This window comes from Erythrobacter sp. THAF29 (genome assembly GCF_009363635.1).
Taxonomy (GTDB): domain Bacteria; phylum Pseudomonadota; class Alphaproteobacteria; order Sphingomonadales; family Sphingomonadaceae; genus Erythrobacter.
Genome location: NZ_CP045392.1, coordinates 3088040 through 3112487, shown reverse-complemented (window position 1 = coordinate 3112487; position 24448 = coordinate 3088040). Strand labels below are relative to the sequence as shown.

Annotated in this window: 17 protein-coding genes; 9 read left to right on the top strand and 8 right to left on the bottom strand. The window is 57.4% G+C overall.

Annotated elements, in window-relative coordinates; translation table 11 throughout:
• Positions 1 to 56 precede the first annotated feature (56 nt).
• Positions 57 to 509, top strand: coding sequence for a hypothetical protein (locus tag FIU90_RS14965; protein ID WP_152435505.1), 453 nt, complete (start codon positions 57 to 59; stop codon positions 507 to 509).
• Here FIU90_RS14965 and FIU90_RS14960 read toward each other — a convergent pair.
• Both FIU90_RS14960 and FIU90_RS14955 read right to left on the bottom strand, forming a co-directional pair.
• Positions 484 to 1512 (bottom strand): pyruvate kinase, encoded by a 1029-nt coding sequence (locus FIU90_RS14960; RefSeq protein WP_152435504.1) that lies wholly within the window; start codon positions 1510 to 1512, stop codon positions 484 to 486. The genes FIU90_RS14965 and FIU90_RS14960 overlap by 26 nt on opposite strands.
• A complete protein-coding gene (locus FIU90_RS14955) occupies positions 1509 to 3989 on the bottom strand; it encodes a methyltransferase domain-containing protein (RefSeq protein ID WP_152435503.1) in 2481 nt (826 codons plus the stop codon). The genes FIU90_RS14960 and FIU90_RS14955 overlap by 4 nt, the downstream gene beginning before the upstream one ends.
• 359 nt (positions 3990 to 4348) lie before the next feature.
• On the opposite strand from FIU90_RS14955, the gene FIU90_RS14950 reads away from it, so the two are divergent.
• From FIU90_RS14950 to FIU90_RS14940, 3 genes are all read left to right on the top strand, one after another.
• Positions 4349 to 5179: a DUF3883 domain-containing protein gene (locus tag FIU90_RS14950; RefSeq protein WP_152435502.1), complete on the top strand. Its 831-nt coding sequence runs from the start codon at positions 4349 to 4351 to the stop codon at positions 5177 to 5179.
• Positions 5180 to 5533: 354 nt separating this feature from the next.
• Positions 5534 to 5863 carry a hypothetical protein gene (locus FIU90_RS14945; protein WP_152435501.1) on the top strand — a complete coding sequence of 110 codons (330 nt, stop codon included), beginning with the start codon at positions 5534 to 5536 and terminating at the stop codon, positions 5861 to 5863.
• Positions 5853 to 6101, top strand: coding sequence for an AlpA family transcriptional regulator (locus tag FIU90_RS14940; protein ID WP_234029552.1), 249 nt, complete (start codon positions 5853 to 5855; stop codon positions 6099 to 6101). Before FIU90_RS14945 ends, FIU90_RS14940 begins: the two co-directional genes overlap by 11 nt.
• A gap of 256 nt (positions 6102 to 6357) precedes the next feature.
• Here the strand turns inward: FIU90_RS14940 and FIU90_RS14935 are convergent, their stop codons facing one another.
• The gene (locus FIU90_RS14935; RefSeq protein WP_152435500.1) at positions 6358 to 7587 is read right to left on the bottom strand and encodes a PQQ-dependent sugar dehydrogenase; all 1230 of its coding nucleotides are present in this window, start codon (positions 7585 to 7587) and stop codon (positions 6358 to 6360) included.
• 128 nt (positions 7588 to 7715) lie between these two features.
• On the opposite strand from FIU90_RS14935, the gene FIU90_RS14930 reads away from it, so the two are divergent.
• Complete coding sequence (locus FIU90_RS14930; protein ID WP_152435499.1) at positions 7716 to 8159, top strand: hypothetical protein; 444 nt, start codon at positions 7716 to 7718, stop codon at positions 8157 to 8159.
• 193 nt (positions 8160 to 8352) lie between these two features.
• The gene (locus tag FIU90_RS14925; RefSeq protein WP_152435498.1) at positions 8353 to 9078 is read left to right on the top strand and encodes a cistern family PEP-CTERM protein; all 726 of its coding nucleotides are present in this window, start codon (positions 8353 to 8355) and stop codon (positions 9076 to 9078) included.
• 92 nt (positions 9079 to 9170) lie between these two features.
• On the opposite strand, the gene FIU90_RS14920 is transcribed toward FIU90_RS14925, so the two are convergent.
• The 5 genes from FIU90_RS14920 to FIU90_RS14900 all read right to left on the bottom strand — a co-directional run bounded on the left by FIU90_RS14920 (position 9171) and on the right by FIU90_RS14900 (position 18445).
• Complete coding sequence (locus tag FIU90_RS14920; RefSeq protein WP_152435497.1) at positions 9171 to 10685, bottom strand: tetratricopeptide repeat protein; 1515 nt, start codon at positions 10683 to 10685, stop codon at positions 9171 to 9173.
• A gap of 133 nt (positions 10686 to 10818) precedes the next feature.
• A complete protein-coding gene (locus FIU90_RS14915; RefSeq protein WP_152435496.1) occupies positions 10819 to 14130 on the bottom strand; it encodes a TonB-dependent receptor domain-containing protein in 3312 nt (1103 codons plus the stop codon).
• Positions 14131 to 14323: 193 nt separating this feature from the next.
• On the bottom strand, positions 14324 to 15601 hold the full coding sequence (locus FIU90_RS14910) for an amidohydrolase family protein (RefSeq protein ID WP_152435495.1): 1278 nt from the start codon (positions 15599 to 15601) through the stop codon (positions 14324 to 14326).
• Positions 15602 to 15682: 81 nt separating this feature from the next.
• A complete protein-coding gene (locus tag FIU90_RS14905; RefSeq protein WP_152435494.1) occupies positions 15683 to 16810 on the bottom strand; it encodes a hypothetical protein in 1128 nt (375 codons plus the stop codon).
• A 123-nt stretch (positions 16811 to 16933) separates the two neighbouring features.
• Positions 16934 to 18445 carry a tryptophan halogenase family protein gene (locus tag FIU90_RS14900; protein ID WP_152435493.1) on the bottom strand — a complete coding sequence of 504 codons (1512 nt, stop codon included), beginning with the start codon at positions 18443 to 18445 and terminating at the stop codon, positions 16934 to 16936.
• Positions 18446 to 18644: 199 nt separating this feature from the next.
• On the opposite strand from FIU90_RS14900, the gene FIU90_RS14895 reads away from it, so the two are divergent.
• From FIU90_RS14895 to FIU90_RS14885, 3 genes are all read left to right on the top strand, one after another.
• Entirely contained in the window at positions 18645 to 22178 is a 3534-nt protein-coding gene (locus FIU90_RS14895) for a TonB-dependent receptor domain-containing protein (protein WP_152435492.1), read from the top strand.
• Between the two features lie 119 nt (positions 22179 to 22297).
• A complete protein-coding gene (locus FIU90_RS14890; protein ID WP_234029551.1) occupies positions 22298 to 23302 on the top strand; it encodes a glycoside hydrolase family 16 protein in 1005 nt (334 codons plus the stop codon).
• 61 nt (positions 23303 to 23363) lie between these two features.
• Entirely contained in the window at positions 23364 to 24419 is a 1056-nt protein-coding gene (locus FIU90_RS14885) for a LacI family DNA-binding transcriptional regulator (RefSeq protein ID WP_152435491.1), read from the top strand.
• The last annotated feature ends 29 nt before the right edge of the window (positions 24420 to 24448 follow it).

The window sequence follows — 24448 nt, the reverse complement described above, 5'->3', positions numbered from 1 at the left end:
TCTCTAGTCTGTGATGTAAATTGGCAGTTGGTGGATCTGCGTTTGGGGGATTTTCAATGACGAACGGTAGCGAGAAAGAGATCCAGATCTTTAACCAGTGGTGCGAAGATTTTAGATCGCTTCAAACCGTTTTTTGGCGAGTTCCCTTTTTTGCGATAACAATAACCGGGGGGATTGGGGCAGCCGTGATTGCTTTTGACGGGGCGGTCGAGATCAAGAGGCTTTTACTGGCGTTTGCTGGTCTCTCGAATTTCGTGTTGATCGCGATTGCTTGGCGAGTGAGGCAGATCATGGAGCGGCTACTGATCAAGACGTTCGCATTTGAAGGGCTCGATAAGCCTAAGACAGGATTTTTTGTATTGAAGTGCTTTAGCGCGCTGTTCTTCATAATAGGAGCGTTGCTGATCTACGCATCACTCTTCTTCACCGGGGAGATGCTGAGTCCTAAGGACAGCAACAGTCAACTTGAGGAAAGTGCAAAGGTTATCGTGATCGAGAATCAGCATTAGCGTCGAGAAACGCGCTCATCATTCGCAGGGCTTGAAAGAATTCTGCATCGACCGCCGTTTCTTCCGTGAGGACGACCCCACCTACGCCGGACTTCTTGTGATGCCAAAGATCGGAAATCTCCGCTGATGAGAGAACTTGACGACTGCCTTGGCTGACAGTTGTTGCGATATGTGAAGCGATAAATATCTTGTCCGCCTGCCCTTCAGCGGCATTGACCATTGACTGAACAATTAAAGGCATGGCTTCCATGCCGGAGTTTAGCGCGATCTTTGCTCGGTCCAGAATAACGAAGCGCGACGCCTCGAGTATCTCGACAAACGACTGCTCGGGAAGGGCCCGTTCGATTGAACTTCCAATTGCGAGCGACTGGTCCCCTTCACTGGATGCCGCGATCAGTTCGATGGCAAAATCTCTGCTGGTAACGTCGGGCAAAATGGCACCGTCAAAGATGTCTCCGTTTTGTTGGATTGCTCTTAGTTCCTCCCTTAGGTGAATTATTGGGCTGCTAGCATCGGTGCGGTCGTTTGCGAGATAGATGCTTCTCGTTCCGGTTATGGCTTGCGATGACGTTGGTGTAATAAATCTGGTGCCATCGACTACCGGGCCTACCGTGAATTCACATTGGTGATCTCCATAGATCAATCGGTCCCCTTCCTTCAGTTGCATTTGGGACAAATTCGGGATTGGCAGTGCCTTCAGCTTGGTCAAGTCGACTTCATCGGCTTCGAGGACGCAGAGAGGTGTGAATTTTTTGACTTGGAGAACCGTCTCATGTCCAGCTGAGAATATCTTCCCGATCCGATGTGTGAGGCCTGAAAGCGATCCCCAAACGGCGACAGTTTTTTGGGCTGCCTCAGCAGCCCTTCTAATCTGCCTGGCCCTTGAGAGTTGTAACTCAGGTGTTCCGAACGAAAAGGTGAGCCGAAAGTCGAGCTGCATAAGTGAGATCATCTCCTCAATGTGAGCAGCTGAAACCGGGCCGATCGTGGCAATGACTTTCAATCTCTGAACCTTGTCGAGCGAAGAATTGCCTCATATTCGGCAATCCCACTGACACCCGATGAAAGATCAAATCGATCAGGTGCTAATTGCGGCAATTCTACAGTTTTTCGCCCTTTCTTGAGCTTGGCCTTCCCGGAACCCTTCTTCACATATCCAATTCTCGTAATACTGAAGTCAGACAAGGTCCGAGGATCCATTTCATAAATCGCATCTTCCGGAGCTGTGAAAATCAATTCGAAATTGCCCCACGAGAACATTAGCACCAATGGGTCGATATCAAGGTGGCCGGCTACGAGTTCAACAGAACGATTAACTTCAACGTCTTGCAAATCCAAAACTATGTCGCATGAGTTGGCCTGAGCTAGGGTCTTAATGGCTTGGGTCGGCCCGTCAGAAGCATCCATTGCTGCCCCAAGTATTCCAGCTTCAGAAAGTTGATGAGCCGCTCTGAGTTTCGGCTCCGGGAAAAGTAGTCCGGCATTCAATTCGTGATGATTCTCAAGCGGCAGGAGCAAATTGTTTGCTCGCTCAAGGATCGCAGCCCAGAATAAACCCATTTCTCCTACAGCGAACACAGCGTGACCTATCTCAGCAGCATCTCGTAAGACGGGTCCCTCACATGCTGGTTCACCGATGACGGTGGTTGCAGCGCTGAACTCCTTGGCTTCTCTTATGTTCCCTCCGATCACTCGCACATCATATAGGTTCGATGCAAAAGCGAGGCCGTCAACGAAGGAGACGAAGTCTTTGACCGGCATATCATTCGGCATTTCGGAATTGAGCAAAAGCGCTCTCGGTCGACCACCCATAGCGCCGATGTCACTTAGCGATATAATCGCGCTCAGCCAGCCATACGCAAAGTAGGATTCGATGCCCAATCGGAAAAAGAGCGGTTTTGGACAATGATCCGTTGTCACAAGGAGGTTGTGAGAGTGCCAAGGGAATACCGCGGCATCGTCTCCCAGATACCTCTGTCCCCGTCGATTTCCGTCGAAAAATGGAGTCAATACTTCTTCGATGATTCGGCGTTCGCCGAGATCTGAAAGAGTTAGCGTTCCGGATGATTTCTCAGAGTTGTCCTTCTCAAGGCGTTCAAGCATTCTTGCCGCTGTCTTCGATGGCCTGGGCTCACCAGATTTTTCGTCATCAAGAGATGCGAGCATTTGCCTTAGAGATTGAGGGATGTCTGATACAATCTCTCTTGATGAGATCTCGTGGTCCAAAACTCCAATAACCAAGTCCAAGGTACGTTTGAAGCGTGCCTTGCTGTCACTGGAATCCTTCGTTGCTATCCAATGATAGTTCTCGACATCCAACTCATCAGCAACAACAAGGCGGAAGAATTGGGAGGGTAAGTCAGCCACCCCTTCTTGCCGGACAAATATCACGCCGCGCTTACTTTCGTACGAAATATATTCTCCCATGCGAGCAGCGCGATCCGCATTTTCGATATTTCGGTATGGAGTAAGCTTGCCGATCCTCTTCTCGATCCGAGTCCTTAGCTCATTTTGTAAGGGCAGCGCATGAATGTGCGCATGCTCAATGCAGGGATCACGCGTGCTTTCGGATGGCTGTGTGCCATGCTCCATGAAAATCGGACGGCGATTGAAAGCGCGCTTAAGCACATCATCGATCTGTGCTTTGTGATCCGCCAATCTATTCAGATTTTGTTGAGTGCCCAGTGTCGCTAGTGTGTGTTCTCTAGTGCAAAGCAGCAGGTGCCCCTCCACTAGGGGCGAGACATCCAGGGTGACATAGAACTTGTCATCTCCCCAAAGCACGCCAGCAGCAACCGGGGCACCAACCAGCCTATTCTCTTTTAGGAATAGATCACCAGGGCAGAATCCGCAGAGCTCGATCGGCGGATCATCTTCAGGCTTATCATTTCTAAGTATTAGCTGGAGCCACTCGCGGCCTTCACCTTCCTTCGACAAGCTGGACTCAAGTACTGTGAAGCCGTGCGACCGCAAAGCATCCTCTACGTCTCGTTCATTTCGAAAGGTCATGAAGCGACCGAAGCCGTCCTTTCGAAAACCCTCCCCAATTCTTATTGTTACACCGACTATGCCACCTGCCCGGGTTACTCGCCCGATCTGCAGAAGAGCTTTTCGAAAGTCCCTGTCATAAAGGTGGTGGACAACTGCCACGCACAAAACACCGTCAAAAAGGCTGTCGGGATATTCAAGCCGTCTTAGATCCATTACGCGAAAGTTACCCGACGGTACGTTCATTCGCGCGCGCTTAATCGTTTGAAGGCTTAGGTCCACGCCGACGCAGTCGATCCCCCTGCTGGTCAGATACTTTACTTCTCGGCCGGAGCCACAACCAGCGTCCAATACCAAAGGAAACTCTTTTAGGTGGCTCGAAAATGCTTCGAGAAAAGGCAGCATTACATCAGATTCAAACCATTGCTCGCTGTATTTAGCGGAGAGCTTGTCATAGGCTTCAATTGTTCTCGCTAGCGGGTCAAACAGCAACGATACACTCCATAGCGAATGTCTGATCACCAACACCTAGCACTCGGCTGCCTCGATTCAAATCTGGATGCGGGTTGGTCTGCTGATCTATAACCGAGGCGCTACTCAACTGCTGGGCAAGTGCCTCACAGAATTCGTTTGCAAGAGACTTTTCTTCGAGTGAGCTCTTCCGACCAAATCGTGGGTTCCGCACAACTTCTTGTTCGATTGTTTCTGAACGATGTAGCCCTACGAAGGCACCTTGATGCAACCCATCTATGATGTCGTGCCTCATGGGCTGGTCTGCGCGAACAGTCACAAACAAGTTTGTTTTGGGATTCCTGTCACTCTTCGCTAGAAAATGCGGTGGAGGTTCCCACTTGTCAGACGCATGGAGCGACACCGAAATTGATCTGATCGTCGCAGATTATTTCGCGATGCTATGGGACGAGCTCGGCGGAAAGGCTTTCAATAAGGCAGAACACAATCGCGCCTTGCAGGGTGTTGTCTCTCGCAGCCGGGGATCGATTGAATTCAAGCACCAGAACATAAGCGCGGTCCTTTTAGGTCTCGGCCAGCCTTGGATTGAAGGCTATAAGCCCGCCGCAAACTTTCAGAATGCGCTAGTCGATGGGGTGCTAAGGTGGCTTGATTCCAAGCCCGAGTGGCTTGCTCCCAAACAGCACTTAATCAAACAATCTCGTGTAACCGAAACGCCAGCGCTTTGGATTGGGCCGCCGCCGACGCAGCGCAATGAGCCGCCGCCTATCGACCCGGACTTCATCGCAGCCATCGGACGGAAGTATGACGTTGCCGAACGGGATGCTCGCAATCGTGCATTGGGCAAGGCTGGTGAGGAGATCGTACTCCAACATGAGCAAAACAACTTGCGGCAAGCAGGCCGTGATGACCTAGCCGATAGGGTACGCTGGACGGCAGTTCAGGACGGCGACGGTTATGGATACGATGTCGCCAGCTTCGAGACGGATGGGCGCGAGAGGTTGATTGAGGTGAAGACGACCAATGGCTGGGAGCGCACACCCTTTCATATCTCGCGAAATGAATTGGCAGTGGCAGATGCGCGCCGAGACGACTGGCATCTTGTCAGAATTTGGAACTTCGCGCGGGAGCCGAAGGCCTTCGCGATCAGGCCGCCGCTGGAGGAACATGTCGAGTTGACCGCTACCAGTTTCCTCGCACGCCCCAATTAAGAGCTGTTGCTCACGCTCCAATCGTAAATTGGGCAAATGCTTCCCTTGATCAGTCAGCCCAGGAGACCGGCACCACCCGCGCACATTGGAACTTGACAGGCACACCGTACGCAGCGGTGCCGCCGAGATTTCCTGTTAAATATCATGGCTTTGGACGTCATTTTCGGGGTGTGCATCTTCTAACTTGAACGTGATTTACGATTTGGATTCGCAAGTCAGTCGTAAGTCAGAGACATCCAGGCTGTTGAAATCACTGATGAACTTTTCATTTTCCTACAGGCAGGCCGCGACTTAGATTGGTCGTCGCCTTCCGAAGGGTGAGCCAGGTTCTTTGAACACAAGGAGCTTGGATAAATGAAAAGGAATTATTGCTTACAAACTTACGTAACCGCTCAAGTTGACGACTGGATAAAGGCCAAGGCGCGTGAGCGCGGGGTCAGCAGCAGCATCGTGGTTGGCGACTGCATTCACGATGCATGGATGCGCGATATGGAGGCGGACTTACGCACGCCTGCCACCGATCCTGTGCGTCAGAATATCTTCATCACGGTCGCGCTGGATGCGTTGCTTACGTACCATCCCGAAGCCGATTTGCGCGATCTGGTGGTTGATGCCTATCACCGCAGGCTCGTCCGTCTCGGCCTTGTTGCACCCCGTTCGGCGGGAGACGACCATGGCGAATGAGATCGAGCAATTGTCGATGCCGTTTCTTGCCGATGCAGATCATGGGTGCTCCCAGAGGCCCAAGATCGAACGGTTCCTCAGGCTACGAGAGGTTCTGCATCGGACGGGCCTAGGCAGGTCCACGGTCTACCGCTGGATGGACGAGGGCCGGTTCCCGAAATCGGTTCGCCTAGGTGGTCGCTCTGTTGCCTGGATCGAGCATGAGATCGATGAATGGCTTCAGGATCGATGCAGATGAGGCCAAATCCGGATCGCCCGACAGGGACAGAATTTTCGTGTTCCCTGTCGGCGAATCCGGTGCATAAAGGGGCTCTGAAATACCCTGTTCGAGTCACAATCCCGGACTCACATTTCCACAAATTTTGGTGGGGGCATGGCTGGGGGCATGAACAAAAGGCACTCACTGAACCTACTGATTTATCAGTATTTTAGACGAGAAATGTGAGTCCCGTAAGCGCACCATCCTTTTTTAGTGGATCGCGGCGTTGCAACGCCTAATCCGCCGCTTGATTGGCAGCACTGGTACTTGGCGAAACGCGGATGATCCTGCTTTTCGAGTCTGGCTCCTCTGTCAGGAGATAGAGAAATCCGTCGGGGCCGGAACGGACATCCCTGAAGCGCACGTCGAGTTCGCCGAAAAGCTCCTGCTGCTTACCCAACGAACCGTCGGCATTCATGTCAATATGCCGGACATGTTTGAGCGCGAGTGCGGATAGAAACAGGTCGCCTCTCCAGTCAGGAAACACTGTCCCAGAATACTGCGCGAAGCCCGACGGAGCGATCGATGGGGTGAAATGGACGAGCGATTGCTCTGTCCCATCCAGAGCTTCATAGGGAGAAACGCGTCCACCCGAATAATCGAGCGCATAGGTGACCGTCGGCCAGCCATAATTGGCGCCTCGCTTGATTTCGTTGATTTCATCGCCCCCGGCCGGGCCGTGCTCGTTCTCGAGCACCCGTCCATCGGCTGCGAGAATGATCCCCTGCGGGTTGCGATGACCGTATGACCAGATTTCTGGTAAAGCGCCTTCTTCATCGACGAATGGGTTGTCGCTCGGCACGGAGCCGTCATCGTTCAAGCGGATGATCTTGCCGAAATGGTTGTCCAGTTGCTGCGCTTCTTCGCGGAAATGGAATGCGTCGCCAACAGGCATCATCAAGGTTCCGTCGGGCAGAAAGATGAAACGTCCGCCGTAGTGATTGCCCTGAACGCGGCTTGGCGACGCGGCGAAAATCAGCTCGCCATCCACCAGCCGCGGCCCGCCTTCATCATCGGAATACCTGAAACGCATCAGTATGAGAGTGTTCTCTCCATCCTCCACCAAGCCGGCATAGGAGACATAAACCTGCGCATTCTCTTCGAAATAGGGATGCAGGACCACGTCGAACACGCCTGCCTGGATGCTGTCGCCGAAGTGGACTCTCGGGAACTCCCCGTTGGTGTTGAAGTCATGGACGGTCTGTTTCGAGCCGTCCTTTCCTACGAGCAAAAGCGCACCGGTGCGTTCGGTCACCAGCATGGCGCCATCGGAGAGGAAGGCGATCGACCACGGATGATCAAGGCCATCGGCCGCCGTTTCGAGAGTGTAGTTTACCGGACCTGCTTCCACCCTTCCGGCAAGCTCGCTCGTCTTTTCGCCTAGTTCTGACGCTCCCTGATTGGAGCAGGACGCCAAGAGCGATCCAGCCGCCGCCATCGCTAGGGTGATCGAAATTGTCCGCATCGAAATTCCTCAGGCCATCAGGATTACTCTTGTTATCAGATTGCCCGGGCGATTTGTCCACCGTGCCTCCAGAGGCTTGATCCGGCGATGGAAGCATCTAGTCTCGCGCGCGGCAGGGAGAGAATGTGATGAGGTTTGTTCGCTGGATTACTGCTTTGCTCGTCGCGGCTCTTGGCACTTATGTCCTGGCGGTCGTGGCCAACTCGCAGTTCGTTCTTGCCGCGCATGGTGTGCCTGTAAGCTTTGAGGACCGGCTCAACATGACCGCCTTCGATGTATCCAACATGCTGCTCTACTTTGTCATCATCCTGGTGGCATTTCTTGTTGGGTTCCTGATCGCGGCGTTGGTGAAGCGTTTCCTGCCCGGTTTGTCGCGTTTTGCCTTTCCCGTGGCCGGTGCCGCCGCAATAGCCATGACACTCGGGCTGATGTATGCGCAATTCCAGACAGTCCCCATAAGCGGAGCGCGCTCGACATTGGGCTTTCTCTCGCAGGTTATTGCCGGGGGGATCGGTGGATTGATCTTCTCAAGAATTTCCCGGGCTTCGGAAGCTTCGGAGGAACGGGCGTAAGACCGCGGGCAAATGGTGCTTCCTTTTCACCAGCCGCTCACTGGCAGGGAAGGATTGGCAGACCCGTAATTCGTCGGGATTTTTGACATCCTGCGAGCTCGTTAACCTTCGCATCTGGCGCGCAAGGCCGCTTGGCACGCGGTTTGCATTGTTTTCGTTAAACAATTCCATCGGGACATTTGACGGAAAAACGATGACACTGAAGCATATAGGAGTGGCCTTCGCCCTTGCAGCCGCGACCGCTGCGGCACCGGCTCTCGCTGAACCGATCATGCTCGATTCGAGCAAAGTCGGAGAGAGCTTCACCATTGATTACGATGGCTTCGCGAATGGTCGTACTGTCGAAGGGCTAAGCGCGCAGACGATATTTACCCTCACGGGCGTGAATGGTTCGACCTACACGTTCGATTATCAGGTTACGAATACGAGCAATTCGGGGGTCAATGCGCGCATTTCGAGCTTTGCCTTCGACACAAACCCCGAAATCCGGCGCGCGCGCTCGACCGGAGCATACAGCTCCGTCAAGACCGACCGGAACTATCCGAACGGGATCGGCAAAGTCGATGTGTGTTTCAAGGCCGCAAGAAGCGGCTCTTGCGCTGGCAACCGAGGCGGTCTGTTCGCAGGCGAAAGCGGTGGCGGTTCGCTATCGCTCAAATTCCACTCCGCACCGACCAGCCTGACTCTCGACGACTTCTTCGTTCGTTATCAGTCGGTGAGCGGTGCCGGACACATTTCATCAGCCAGCGGCCAGCAGGTCAGCAGCACATCAACCGGTGGAAGCACAAGCGGCGGCACACCGGTGCCTGCTCCGGGCGGAATGCTGGCATTATTCGCGATGGCGCTTCTTGGATTCGGACTTGTACGTCGTCGACCGACCGCACCGTTGCCGACAACGGGTCAGCTTGCCTGTTCCTGATTTTCGCTGAACCTTCTCCGGTTCAGTCTTCGGGGCCGCCATCGGATCGAATGGGGATCGATCCGGAGGCGGCCCTTCCCGTTTGCACATGACTAGCTTCGCTTTGCCGCTGCCAGATGTTGGGCGATCTTTACGTTGTCCGGGTCTAGCCGTGCAGCCTTTTCCAGCATTTTGAGTCCGCGCGCCGGATCCTTGCCCGTCTCGACCAAGAGCCAGCCGGCCGTATCGAGCACCGCGGGGTGGTCGGGTGCGATCTTTACAGCCTCAAGAGCGATACGGATGGCGTCCTCCCGCTTGCCCAGTTTCGATTTGGCGAAAGCGAGGTTGTTGAGGACCATGGCGTTGGGCGCGCTCGTTCTGGCGTTGATGGCCTCGTAGCTTGCAGCCGCTTCGTGCCATTGCCGGTTGCGCAGTGCGGCGTCCGCCGTGGCGAGCTCACTCCCGATCCATTCAGGCGTAATTTCGCCCAGGCGACGTGCGAAGCGTCCTGCAGCCGGATCGCCGACGGCCCTTGCCGCCTTGGCTGCGATGGACAGTTCTTCAGGCCTGGCGTCGGGGCGCTCGGCGAGCGCACGAACCGTATTGAGCGCGGCACGGGGATCATCCGACGCGAGCTGGGCTTCGGCGAGCAGCCTGCGCGGTTCGCGCGATGCCGGGAAATCTTCGATGAGCGGTTCGAGCCAGGCGCGCGCCTGCGATGCCTGTCCGACGCGCAGCAGAGCGGTTGCGTAGGTGAGTTGCAGAGACGGATTCTCGCGCAACTCCGCCTCGCGGGCTTGCAACAGCTCACGCGCGTGCTCCCAATCGCCTTCCGCAAGCGCGATGCGGGCCTTGAGGTGGGCGACCTCGATGACCTCCGGTGCAATCTCTTCCAGACGCTCTAGCCCTTCACGAGCCTTTTCGAGCTGCCCTAAGTCTCCAAGTGTCGCGGCATGGCCAAGCGCGGCAGCGAAGCTCTGCGGGTACAGTCTGACGGCTTTCTCATAGGCCGACAGCGCGGATGGGAGATCATTGGCAGCGTAGTGCGCCCGCGCGGAGACGAGCAGCGCGTCGAGAGAATTTCGGTTCGCATCGAGGGCGCGGTCCGCCGTTGCGCGAGCGGCATCGAGATCGCCTTCGCCGATCTGGATCCGCGCGAGCGTGGCGAGAAGACCTGCCTTGTCGCCTTCGAGCCTTTCGCCCTGGGCAATGACCCCCTTCGCTGTGTCGAGATCACCGATGGCCAAATGGGCAAGCGCGGCCACGCGGGCTTCGTCGGCTGTTTCCGGTTCGCCGATCGCCTCGATCGCGGCGGCGTACCTGCCGCGCAACATCTCGGCCTCACCGACCAGGCTTGCCGAACGAAGGGTTTTGGGAAGTCGCTGGAGCGAGGCGAATGCTCCTTCGCCGTCACCGAGCGCTATCTGCGTGCGAGCGAGCAGGAGCAGCATTTCGGCATCTCCCGGCTTCTCCTTGAGAGCGGAGACAAGATAGATTTTGGCCGCGGCGTAGTCTTTGGCCGCGAAGCTTGCTTCGGCTTTTGCCAGCTTCTCCTCGGGCGCCAACCCACACGCGCTTAGCAGCACGAGCGAGGCGAGGGCGATGATTGTGGTGCGTGCGCGCTTCATACTTGCCGCGCGTTAAGCGGAAGAGGTGAAGGTTCGTTAAATCGCGACCACGGGGGCTGCGAAGAGAGGCAAAGAAAAAGGCGGAGCAGCCTGCGCTGCCCCGCCTTTCATTGCTATCCGCAAGAGCGGCGCATCACATGGTGGCGCGCACACCCAGGAAGAACAGCGTGCCAACCGGGCTGACCGGATAGGCCTGCTCGGTTACGAACGGCTTCTCGTTGAAGACATTGTTCACACCGCCATAGATGTCGAACATGTCGTTGAAGTCATAGCTGAAGCTGATGTCGTGGATGAATGTTTCGTCCGTGATACCGTTCTCCGGCGTGTACTGGAATGCGGGCCCCTGACCGACGGATTCGATCTCGACAGCCCTGAGGCCCATCTTGTCGAAATAGGTCGTGCCCCAGGTGAGGCTGAGACGATCCCAATCCCATGTCAAAGATGCACGGCCGGCCCATTCGGGGCGTTGCAATTCGCCCAGCTCCGGATCGACGTTGGTGATGTCGCTCGGGTCGAAGAAGTCATTCAGCTTGTCGACCCAAGTCCCGCTTCCTGCGAGGGTGAAGGTGTGATCGGCGATATCGAAACGATATTGAGCCGAAAATTCGACACCGGCCGTTTCCTGTCGGGCGAAATTCAGCGGAACCTGCCGCAGGAAGGCAAAACCGCCGTTATCCGTCCGACGATCGAAGGCCGTGCAAAACGCATTGTTGATAGTCGCGCTGTCGACGCAATTGTCGACGATGTCCTGCGAACCGACCGGGTTGATCGCATCCTCGATCTCGATGTTGTAGTAATCGACGCTAACAACCAGTCCCGGAAGGAAGCGCGGAGTCAGCTGGGCGCCTACCGTCCACGTGGTCGCCGTCTCTTCCTGAAGATCGGGGTTGCCCGCGATCGAACCGGAGAAGCGAGCCGTCAGCGGATCGACATAGGAGTAGGTGCCTGTGCCGAAGGTCGGGTCGAAACCGATCGAGTTGAAGAATGCGGTGCAGTTTGCCTGGCGCAGAGCCGGGTCCACTGCTGTTGCGAGCTCGTTCACATCGCATGGATCGACAGGACGGAAGGTCGTGCCTTGCGCCGGGTTGAACAGCTCGTTGATGTTCGGCGCACGAACCGCCTGCGCATATGTGCCGCGGAACAGGATATCCTCTGTCGGGGCATAGAGTCCGCTGACGGTCCAGGTGAAGGTGCTGCCCACAGTCGAATAGTTCGAATAGCGTGCAGCGCCGCTTACCTCGAGCAACTCGGCCAAGGGCACGTCCGCCAGGATCGGCAGTCGAACTTCGCCAAAGATGTCATAGACGGTGAATTTACCAGCGGCGTTGCTGATCGTCGATTCCGGATCGAACACCAGCGAGTTCTGCGGATTGGGAAGGTCGCGCAGGAGATCGCCCGCATTCGCGTCCGGAGTGGTCACCGGGACCACACCGCGAACAAGCGGGTCGAAAGTAGACTGGCTTTGCTCTTCGCGGAATTCAAAACCGATTGCGTAGCCGACCGGACCGCCCGGAAGCTCAAACATCGCGCCGGTGTCGCCGGTAAAGATCATGCTGAACACGAGCTGTTCGAGCTCGAATTCATTGACCACGGTGGTGGTGATGAAGTCGATCGCTTCCTGACTGATCGCACCGACACCGCCGAGCACATTGGCTGGCCTACATTGGCCGTCGCCCGGATTGAAGGTGAAAAAGCCGGGATCGCCGACCGGAATGCCGAACGGCGTGGTTGCCGGGGCAGTCGGGTCGATGTCCGAACGGCAAATCGGATTGCCGGTGTCAGGATCTGAAATGACGTCGATCGCCGCGAAGAACCGGTCCATGATCACGCGGTTGGCATCGAAGGTGGTCTGGTTGAACTTTCCGTAATTCCCCGAAATTTCGTAAGCGAAATGATCGGTGATGTCACCGCGAAGCCCGGCGACAAAGCGCAGGGTTTCGAATTCGTTCCGGTTCCGGTTCGGACCGAGGTCTGCCGGGTCTCGGGTCAGGTATAGACCTTCATCGGTTCCGTTGCCGAAGAACAGCGGAGCCACGAAATCCTGCAGGTCGCCCGTGATAAATGGGTTGTCCGCACGGATGGTCAGGAGATCGTAGAAAGTGTTTGGCTGAGCCTGGAACTCTGCCGAGTTCGACACATACTTGCCTTCGAAGAAGAACGTTGCTTCGCTCGAAATCTCGTAAGTGAGGTTGGCATTGACCGACCAGCGTTCGGTTTCCGGGATGAGCGAGTTCACGTCGAAGTTGTTCTGGATCCCGTCGCCGCCGAACTGGTTGAAGATCCCGGTGACAAGGCCATCCTGATAGACCGAAAGGCTTCCGTCGGGATTGATCACCGCACAACCACCGGCGAGCCCGAACGCGCCGGGATTGAAGGTGCTGTTGAAGCCGACGGCCGATTCAAGACAGTCGGCAATGCCGTTGTTGTTGATGTCGGGTCCGTCGCTAAGGCCGATATCGCCCGGCGCGACGATACCGCCGGCCGAGGACAGCGAGAAGCGCGGGTCGCCGGCGATGAAGCGGGTGGTGGCGTTGGCCGCACGATCGATGAGCGCCTGTTCGGCGGCGGTCGGCGTGAAGCCAAGGTTCGAAGTCGGGATCAGCGAACCGGGCGCGCTGCCATTGAAGTTCGGAGTGTCCGGGCCGCCAAGATCGCCGACCTGGAAGCGCAGGGCGGGGTTGGCCTGGTCATCGAAGATGCCGTTGTTGCGGGAGAAATCGCGGTCGCCGAACTGAAGCTCTTCATTATAGGCATATGCGCCCGAAATGGTGATGTTGCCCCGACCGTCAGCGAAATTGGTGCCCCAGGTCAGGTCGCCGTTTATGCGCCACGCATCGCCTTCTGAAGAAATGCCGGATTGCACATTGGCCTGGATTCCGTCGAAATCGTCGCGCAGCACGAAGTTGACGACACCGGTCACAGCGTCGGCACCGTAAAGCGACGATGCGCCGCCGGTCAGCGTTTCGACCCGCTCGATGAGGGCGGTCGGGATGGAGTTGATGTCAACAGCCTGCTGGCCCGCGATCCCCGAGACGTGCCGGCGACCATTGACGAGCACCAACGTTCGGTTTTCACCGAGACCGCGCAAATTGAGAATAGACTGACCGACAGAGACATTTGCCGAGAAGACACCGTCGATAGACCCTTCGGCAGTGGTGGAAGTCGAGAGCGCCGGAACGTCGCGCAGGATGTCAACCACGTCGGAAGTGCCCGATTGTGTCAGGTCTTCCGCTTCAATCGCAAGGATTGGCGAGGGCGAGCCGATATTGGGATCGCGAGCGATGCGCGAACCGACGACGACGATCTGTTGTTCGTCCTCGGTTGCCTGTTCACCTTCCTGCTCGTTGGTTTCCTGCGCCGATGCCGCGAACGGCATTGCACTGGCGGCAAGGAGGAGTGCGGTGCGGGAGAGCCGCAGACGGTTCGATGCTTTGGGGGTGTTCATGATGGTCCTCTGTGTTGCAGCGCAGCAAGTACGCTCCAACTCAAATCACTAGTCAAGCTGCATCGCGGCTATTTGTGGCGCTTCGGTGACGATGTCGGAGCGCATGTTGCATATATGCCAACATCTGCGCGCATGATCGTAATTTTCGGACCTCGTATCGCCAACTTGTTGCGCCTCACGGGTGCGACGCTTGTCATTCGTTCCTGAAGATCTTGCCTTCCTTCATAACGAAGGAGACGCTTTCCAGAAGCGCGATGTCGGCCAGCGGATTGCCATCGACCGCGATGATATCCGCGTATGCTTTCGGCGCGATCACTCCGACATTGCCTTTTTGACCCAATGCGTCGGCAGCATTCGAAGTGGCTGCGCGCAGGGCTTCGGCGGAAGTCATGCCGAATTGTACCATCCGCGAGAGCTGCTTGGCATTGTCCCCGTGGGGGTAAACGCCTGCATCGGTGCCGAACACCATCCTCACTCCTGCTTCATGCGCCTTCTTGAAATTGTCGCGCTGGGTCTGGCCAACCACCCGTTCTTTCTCGAGGCTTTCGGGAAGGATTCCTGCTGCCTCCCCTTCGCCGAGGATGAACTCGGTGACGTAGATGTCCATGGACAGGAAGGCACCGTTCTCGCGGGCAAGGCTTATGCCTTCATCGTCGATGAAGCTCGCATGTTCGATCGTGTCCACTCCCGCCTTGAGCGCGTTGACGATGCCCTCTGCACCGTGCGCGTGGCTCGCGACCCTCAGGCCGTGACTGTGAGCTTCTTCAGTGAGCGCTCTGAGCTCCTCTACTGTGTATTGCGGAGCGCCGACCTTGGTGCCTTTCGACAGCACGCCGCCGGTCGAACAGGTCTTGATCACGTCCACGCCGAACTTGCGGTTCTTGCGTACTGCAGCGCGCGCAGCCCAGGGACCATCGGCGACATTTTCTCCCTCCGCTTCATATTCCGGAGGGAGGAGGTTGTTGTCCGAGCAATGCCCGCCGGTGATGCCGATCGGCGGACCGGAAACGAACATGCGAGGCCCCACGATATCGCCTTCGGCAATTGCATCGCGCAGATCGACGTCGCCGAAACTGCCGGCGCCAACATTACGCACTGTGGTGAAGCCCGCCATCAACGTAGTTTTTGCGTTGACCACTCCGGTGATGACCGCGCGCTCATCGGAAATCGCAAGTCGCCGATAGCCGTGCACGTCGCTGTCGCTGGTGAGGTGCACGTGCATGTCGATCAGGCCCGGCAAGATGGTCTTGCCGGAAAGGACGATGTAATCCGCGCCCTCTATTCGAGGAGCCTCGCCGGTGGCAACGCTTTCGATCCGCCCGTCGACGATGGTTATGACCGGATCGTCAACCAAGGCGCCACGTTCGACATCGACCATCGCATCGGCGGTGAGCACCACGGTATCCGCGAGAGCGGGGGTGCTGATAAGGGCAAGCGCGGCGGCCGCGATCACGAGGCGGAGGGAATTCATACGGGCGTCTCCGGAAAATGTGGTGTTCCGCGAATGCGTACCAGCTTTCCGGTAAACGGCAATTGCGCTTTCGGAAGCGCCTCAGTCGGTCTTGAAGATATAGACCGGGCCGAGATCGACCTGCTGCTCCGACCCGCCGAAATAGAGCTGCAACTCGGCGCCGCCCGGCGTGTAATCGCGCGGTGCCTGCGTCTGGATTTTGATGAGCTGCCAATTTTCGCCGACCTTGAACCGGTTTGCAGCAAAGCTTTCGAAAGGCGGTGCGGTCCCCTGGATGCGCGATGCGGCAACGGCTTTCCCGTCGGGAGCATTTGTGGCGATAGTCTTCGCGGCGATGGCAATGGTTAGCTTGTCGCCCTTGCTGATCGCCTGCTGGATCGGAACCGTCGCATACAGGTGCGTCAGTTCTGTTCCCGGCTGCGCGACTTCGAACCGGGTTGCCCTCATCATCCAGATCTCGGGCTCGTCACGGTTCGAGTAGGTGCCAGCCGATCCGCCAAACTTCCATGTCGCCTGACCGGGATTGTTGATCAGCGTGCCCGTGTTTTCCAGTCCCTCGGGCATTTCAAGTTCCGGTACCTCGACACGAGCGGCTGCCACCGCCACTGGCCCTTCCTCGGCTATTTTCGATGCGCCCGAAACGACGATTGCCTGCCCGATTTCGATGATCTGGCGGGTCCGTCCGAACTGGATTGCGACGATCCCGTCGCGTGTATCAAGCGTTCGTTCGGCTGGCGCGGTCACTTCGTACCACTGCCAGTCCTTGCCAATGCTGAGCGTTTTTTCGCCGAACCCTGGGTAAGGATCGGCGTTTTCCTGAAAGCGGACGCGCACGACACCGTTGCCATCGTCCGTGTCGGCCTCGATCGTGCGCGCGTAAAAGCCGATCGTGATCTGGTCGCCCCTGCTGACTTTCTTTGTCAGCGGGACATTGGTGCCTGCGGTGTAGATGAATTCTGCTGCACGCTTGATCTCGAACCGCCGCGCCGCACCGCCACCCGGGATGCTCTCGTCGACCACAGCGCTTGCTTCGAGGTCCGCGCCGTAGCTTTGCCAGTCGATACGGGACGGATCATTGACGAGGTCACCGGGGAGCTGCGCGTCGAGTGCTTTCAGAGCGTCACGATCTTGCGCAAAGACAGGCGCGGCAACAATTGAACCGGTCGCGAGCAGGCACGCAGCGCCAAGCAGTTTAAGCTGATTTTGCATCGAAATTTCTCTCCGTCATTCCGCCCCGCCGGAAAGCTGGCGGCCGTCTAGTTGGGAACGTTATCAGACAATCATGGGCCCCATACCAAGCTCGCTGAACCAGCCCTTTCTTCCTCACAGCCTTCAGGCCGCACGGGCCGGGCAGTATTTTGCGAGATAATCGCCGTGTCCCGGCATGTGCTGGACCAGGTAGCGGATCGATTGCTCCATTTCGTCCAGCTCTTTCTTCGTTTCCATCAGATTGAACGTGTCGGCCATCGGGTTGCGCCCGTTCATGGCGATGCCCTGGCCCATCATCACGGCCGTCCAGCTGCTCTCGGTAAAGAGTTCGTCCTCTTCGCGGAAAATCTGCCCGTTCGCCTTGAATATCTCGATCTTCTCGGTGAGCGTATCGGGCACCGACATCGTTCGAACGTAATTCCAGAAATCGGAATCGTCGCGCGTGGTCGCGTTGTAATGAAGGATGAGGAAATCGCGAATTCGGATGTATTCGCGCAGCGTCAGCCTGTTGAACGTGTCCTCGTGAACCTGCTGCACCCCATCGAGCGAGAGCAGCGAAATAAGCTTGTCGATACCGGTGTTGATGAGGTGGATCGAGGTGGATTCGAGGGGCTCCATGAAGCCTGCCGACAGGCCCAGCGCAACGACATTCTTGTTCCAGAATTTTTTGCGATGGCCAGTCAGAAAGCGCAGGAAGTTCGGGTCGGCCTGAGGCTTTCCGGCGATGTTGTTCACGAGGATGTGGTGCGCTTCGTCATCGCTCATATGTTCGCTGCAATAAACATGGCCGTTGCCGTTGCGGTGCTGCAGCGGGACCTGCCACTGCCAGCCTGCCGAATGCGCGATCGCGCGGGTAAAGGGCGGGGGCGGGCTGCCATCCTCGCGCGCGCAGGGCAGGGCGACAGCGCGATTGCACGGCAGCCAGTGGCTCCAGTCCTCGTATCCGGTCTTCAGCGCTTGTTCGATCAGTAGCCCGCGAAAGCCGGTGCAATCGACGAAAAAGTCGCCTTCGAGCACCTGGCCCGATTCGAGCCTGATCGATTTCACAAAGCCGCTTTCGCCGTCGAGCGCAACGTCATCGACTTTGCCCTCCTGGCGCACGACACCGTTCATCTCGGCATATTTGCGCAGGTATTGCGCATATTTCCCGGCGTCGAGGTGGTAGGCATAATTGATCGGCGGCAGGTCTTCGCGTTTCTTGTAGTCTGCGGTCCGGGCGAACTTGCCGAAATAGGCGGCCATGGTTTCGAGATTGAACACTTGCAACGGGCGGTTGTCGCCGCTTTCCTTGAACTTGTGCCAGACTTGGTGGAATGAGATTCCGCCCATCGAATACCCGTAAGCGCCGAACGGATGGATATAGCTGTCACCTTTCTTGCCCCAGTTTTCGAACTGGATGCCAAGCTTGAAGGTCCCCGATATCTCTGAAAGCAGCTCACGCTCCTTGATGCCGAGCATGTCGTTAAAGCCTACGAACGGGGGAATCGTTGCTTCGCCAACCCCGACCGTGCCGATCATCTCCGATTCGACCAACGTTATCGACAGGTCGTTGCCCTTGATGAGCCGCGACAGCGCGGCCCCGGCCATCCAGCCTGCCGTGCCACCTCCGACGATCACTATCTTCCTGATTGCCATCTTTTCCTCTGCCCTCGGCATAATCGACCCCACAACCAATACACGCGTGAGGGTGTGTACAAAATCCCACACTGAGCCGTGCGCAATATGAACGATATATTGCAACTCTTGTGAACGCTAACAATTTTCGCTACGCCGTCAAAAGTCCATGAAGGGTAAAAGCCCGATCATGGTATCTTGGGGAGGTAATGGAAATCACATGAAGACGGCTCGTATTGCGCCTTCGCGGCGCTTCTTCGCGTTGAGCACGGCATCCGGTTTGGCGATGTCTGCGATGATCGCGACTCCGGCAATTGCACAGGATGCCGAAGATGAAGGCGGCCCCGTAGAGGCCGCCCAAGCTGATGACGGCAATGTCATCGTCGTTCAGGGTTTTCGCGCTTCGCTTGAGAATGCGCAGAACATCAAACGCGATGCAGACACCTTTGTAGATGCTGTCACCGCTGAGGACATCGGCGCTCTACCTGACCGCTCGGTCGCAGAAACGCTGCAGCGCATTCCGGGTGTCAATATAGGTCGGTTCGAAAAGCCAACCGACCCTGACCGTTTTTCGGTCGAAGGAACCGGAGTTATCGTGCGCGGCCTGCCGTTCGTTCGCTCGGAACTGAATGGCCGTGATATTTTCTCGGCAACCGGTGGGCGGACACTGAGCTTCAACGATGTTTCGCCCGAGCTTCTCGGCCGGGTCGAAGTCTTCAAGAATGTGACTGCCGACATGATCGATGGCGGTATTGCGGGTACCGTCAATCTGGTGACCCGCAAGCCGCTCGATAACCCGGGCACGCGTCTATCCGGTTCGGTTGAAGGTAATTACGGCGACCTGCGCGAAGAGTGGTCGCCGGGCTTTTCGATCCTCGGTTCAACCGTCTACGAGAGCCCGGGTGGCTCGCAGCTTGGTGTCCAACTTGCATACAGCCGCAATGAACTGAAGAGCCGCACCGACGCATCGCAGATCACCGACCCCTGCTACCGCGATCCGGCGCTTAACGACAGTTGTATTCGCGCGCTGACGGTTGGCTCAGGCGGTTTCGTGGGCGAGCCCAATTTCGACGCATCAAACTTCCCGCCTGCGGGCGCAGTTCTCACTCCGCAGGCTGCCGGCGTGCGTACGACCGACCTTGATCGCGAGCGGGAGGCATGGTCGGCTGTTCTCCAGTACGAGGACCCGACTGGCAATTTCGTAGCGACCTTCGAATGGTTGCGTTCGGACACGACCTTTGAGACTGAGGAATTCGCCCTTCTGGGGCGGATTGATGACGGGGTTGCATTCCCGGTCCAGGCGCCGGGGAGTACCTGGCAGTTCGATAGCAACGGACAATTCGTCAGCGGGGTGCTTACGCAGCCCGTTATTGGCGGTCCCAACAGCCCCGCGCGCACGCCGCAACCGGTTGAGATCAGCCCGTTCGGCGGCGTACCGCTCGACTCGTTGCGCTTCCTGCGTGACACGGATTCGACCACCGAAGATTTCTCGTTCGACGTCAAATGGAACGTCACTGATCGCCTGCGTGTCAATTTCGAAGCGCAGAGCATCAGTTCCGATCTGGCGCGCGATTCGGTCTTTGGAGCGATGAGCACCTGGGCGGATATTGCGATCGATGCGAGCGGCAAGACGCCGCAGATCGAGTTTCTGGCTCCGAGCGGGGTCAACCCGACGATCAACCCATCTATGGCTCCCGCTGATTATTTCTCGAGCGGGTTCTATACCTACTATTGGTTCGGCCTCGACAGCCGGGAAAAGAATGAAGGCGATCTTGAAAGCCTGCGTTTCGATGTTGAGTACGACATCAGCGATACCGGCTTCTTCAAGAGCGCGCGTTTCGGCGCTCGCTGGGCCGAGCGCGATCGCACGACGCGCAACACCAACTTCAGCACCTGGGGTAACCTTTCGGCTCCCTGGGCGGGACGTGCAGGCTGTGCGCCGTGGGGCGAAGGCCCGGGTTGTCAGCCGGGCGCTCCCGGCACGACGACCTATGACTGGAATGGAAACGGTGTCATCGACGGCGGCGACGGGTTCCCGGGCTTCTTCCCGGGGCGCTTCTTCAACAACGCGCTCGGAACGGACCCCGCAAGTGGTCTCGTCCGCGCATTCCCGGGCGTAACCAACGCCTTCGACGGAGCGGCCGGTGGTGCCTACACCGATGATTTCCCGGCATTCTCGCGAATCCGTAATCCGTTTGGCGATGGTTTCCAGCGCGGCAAGGCTCCGACGCCAATCCCCAATGGTGAGGCATGGTTTTATGGCGGAGATGATTTCCTTGAGGACTACCTCAACGGAGAGATCGACGGTCAGTGGGATCAGATCACGAACTTCTCGCAGTCCCCCGAACGCTTCAATCTCGGCGTGAATGGGCGCTTCTTCACTGATCCTCTGACCGGTGAAACTGTGCCCTGCGACATCGAGGGGGTCTACTGCCCGGGCGAGGTCTCCACGGTCACCGAAGTTACCAATGCGGCGTATGCGCGGATCGATTTCGGCCATGATTTCAGCAATGGCTGGAATGTCGAAGGCAATATCGGCCTCCGCTATGTAGAAACCGAGGTTTCAACAACAGGCCGGATCGGATTCCCGGATCCGGGTCGCTTCGATGCGCCAGTGCTTGATGGCGCTGGCAATCAAGTCGGCGGCGGTAACGGCGATGGCATTGTTCAGGTTTCCGAGATCGAGGCTGCCTGTGTGGTGCAAGCGGGGCCAGACCGCGGCTTTTGCGATTCGCGATTTGCGTCCCGGTTGGCTGAATTCGCTGCGGTTCACACAGGTGAAGTTTTGATTGATGATCGGACGATCACGTTCGATCACTGGCTGCCCAGCTTCAACGTGAAGCTGGATGTGGGCGACGGACTGCTCTTCCGTGGTGCGGTGTCCAAAGGCATTTCGCGTCCGGACCTCCAGCTTTTCAGAGCCGGCGGCGGAATCTTCGACAACACGGCTGCGTTGCTCGCCGCCAATAACCTCGAAAGCGGCCCGGCCTTTGCGTTGGAGACAGGGAACCGCAACATCCGTCCAATCGAGTCGTGGAATTACGACCTTTCTGCTGAGTGGTATTTCGACGATGTCGGCTCGCTAACAGCGTCGGTCTTCCTCAAGGACATCCAGGGCTTCATCGACACCGGCTTCACCCTTGTCGATTACACCAGCCCGAGCGGTGTTACCGCCGAGGTCAACGTCAAGGGGCCGTCGAATCAGCAGGACGGTAACCTGTATGGTTTCGAGGTCACATACCAGCAGACCTTCGATTTCCTTCCGGGTCTGCTGGGTGGACTGGGAGCGCAGTTCACCTACACCTATGTGAACGGAGACGACTTCTCAAACCCGACACTTTCGGATGTCGGCCAGTCGTCCATCACGACATCGACCAATGAACTGAACTCCGGTGCTTTTGTAGCACAGCAGCCGCTTGCGGGTATTTCGGAGCATACGATCAATGCGACGATCTTCTACGAGAAGGGGCCCATCTCGGCCCGCGCCGCGTATAACTGGCGGTCGGAATATCTCATCACGCCGCGTGATGACATCTTCCCGTTCTCGCCGATCTGGCAGGATGATACCGGCCAGCTCGATGCGTCGATCTTCTATTCGGTGACGGACTACCTGAAACTTGGCGTGCAGGGCGTGAACCTCCTTGATGAAGTGACGACGACGTCGCAGGTCGTCGACTTTGACGGGACACGCATAACCCGCTCGGCATTCCGCAATGACCGGCGGTTCACATTCCTCGCTCGATTCGACTTCTAAGGGGTAGGAATTCAAACGAGCGAGAAGAGGAGGGGGCTTTGCATGGGGGCAGGGTCCCCTCCTTCTCTATCCGGCTCAGATTGGCAGAGCCTTGAGGTCAAAGAAGGGAGAATAGAACAGTGCTCTTGCGTCCCGGACCGACTGCATTGGTGACGGCATTGGCTCTTGCCGCTTGCGGCGGTGGTAGTGGCAGCAATCCGGCACCCTCTCTTTCGCAGCCATCGCCATCGCCATCCTCTCCCCCCATTGTTGCGAACTGGGAACTCGTCTGGTCGGACGAATTCGAGGGAACACAACTGGATCGTAGCAAATGGGCGCCCGAAAAATCCTGCTGGGGCGGCGGCAATAACGAGCGCCAATGCTACACCGACCGGCCCGAAAACATAGCGGTCGAGAACGGACTGCTGCTTTTGAAAGCGCGTAAAGAAACCTTCACCGGCCCGGACCGGCCACCCGAAATCGCCAGCAACCCTAACCCGCAGGTTACGCGCGAATACACGTCGGGTAAGGTCCGCACACGCGGGCTGCACGCGTGGAAATACGGCCGCTTCGAAGTGCGCGCCAAGGTGCCGGCGGGGCAGGGCATGTGGCCCGCGGTCTGGATGATGCCTGAAGAAAACCATTACGGCGGCTGGCCGCTGTCGGGCGAAATTGACATTCTCGAAGCCGTGAATCTCGGCGCGACCTGCACCGAGTGCTCGGGAACGGTCGGCGAAAACCGGCATGTAAGCGCACTCCATTTCGGCAATGCATGGCCGGACAACAGCTATGTCGATCAGAAATCGGCATTGCCCGATCTTTCGCTCCCTTCGGATGACTTTCACGTTTACGCGGTGGAGTGGGGCGAGGGGCTAATCCGGTTCCTGATCGATGACCGGGTGCATTTTACGGTGCCGCGCGACCGTTGGTTTACGGGATCGTCGCTCGCAGTCGGCAATCCGAATGCGCCTTTCGACAGGCCGTTCTACATCATGGCAAACCTGGCCGTAGGCGGTAAATGGCCTGAGGAAAGCAACGACATGGGGCTTGATGAAAGCGCATTGCCGAACCAACTCGAAATCGACTGGATCAGGGTCTACCAGTGCAGCGAAGAACCCGGGAACGGGCGCGCTTGCATGAACTGAGGAACTGGGATCACTTGGAAGTAGCAAGCTGGCTGGGGGGTCAGCGCAGGACGGGAAAGAAATGGCCAGGCGCCGCAATTCAGTGACGATCCGCGAAGTCGCGGAAGATGCAGGTGTATCCCTGCAAACCGTGAGCCGTGTCATCAACGACGAGCCCAATGTGCGTCAGCAGATGCGTGAGCGGGTTCAGTCATCGATCGATCGGTTGGGCTATGTACCTTCGCTCGCCGCCCAGCGCATGAGCGGTTCGCGCAGCTACCTTATCCTCGCGATCAATGATCGCGAGCGGACGTTGGCCGACTGGCGCGAGCGCAGCGGGACGGACTGGGTTGACCAGATGTTGCTCGGAGGCACGCTGACCTGCCAGAAACACGGATATCGCATGATTGTCGAATTGGTCGATACTCACGCGGACCATGTCGAGCGAGAATTGGGCGCCACGGTATCCGCGTTGCAGCCCGACGGTGTGATCCTCACTCCACCGCACTCGGAAAATCCGCAGATCACCCGCCTGCTCGCGCAGCGCAACATCCCCTTTGCCCGGATCGGATCGGTTGAGGACGGCCCAGGCATCCGCCTGACAATGGGTGATGAAGAGGCGGCGTTCACCGCCGCTTCGAGGTTGATCGACCTTGGCCACACCAAGATCGGTATGATTGCCGGTCCTGAAGCATACAGTCTCAGCGGCTGGCGTATCGCTGGTTGGCGGCGCGCGCTCGAGGCGAACGGTCTGCCGCATGAAGGCCTGTGTGAGCGCGGTGATTTCGGGTACGATTCCGGTACCAAGGCGGCGCGCGCCCTGATGCGACGCCATCCAGACCTTACCGCGATCATCGGCAGCAGCGACCAGATGACACTCGCTGCGCTCGAAGTTGCACGCGATCGCGGACTTGACGTGCCTCGCGACATTTCCCTTATCTCGTTCGATAACACTCCCATCGTCCGGTTCTCGCAGCCGCCATTGACGGCGGTTGACCAGCCGATTGCCGAAACGGTGTCGATTGCTGTCGAACACCTCATCAATGCCAGCAAGGCGCCACCGGTTTCTGACGTGATCGATGTCGCAGCCGGACTCGTCGAACGCGCCTCAACCGGACCTGCGCCGAAATCGGGGTGAGCGACACCGGGCAAGCAGAAACGCGGCAA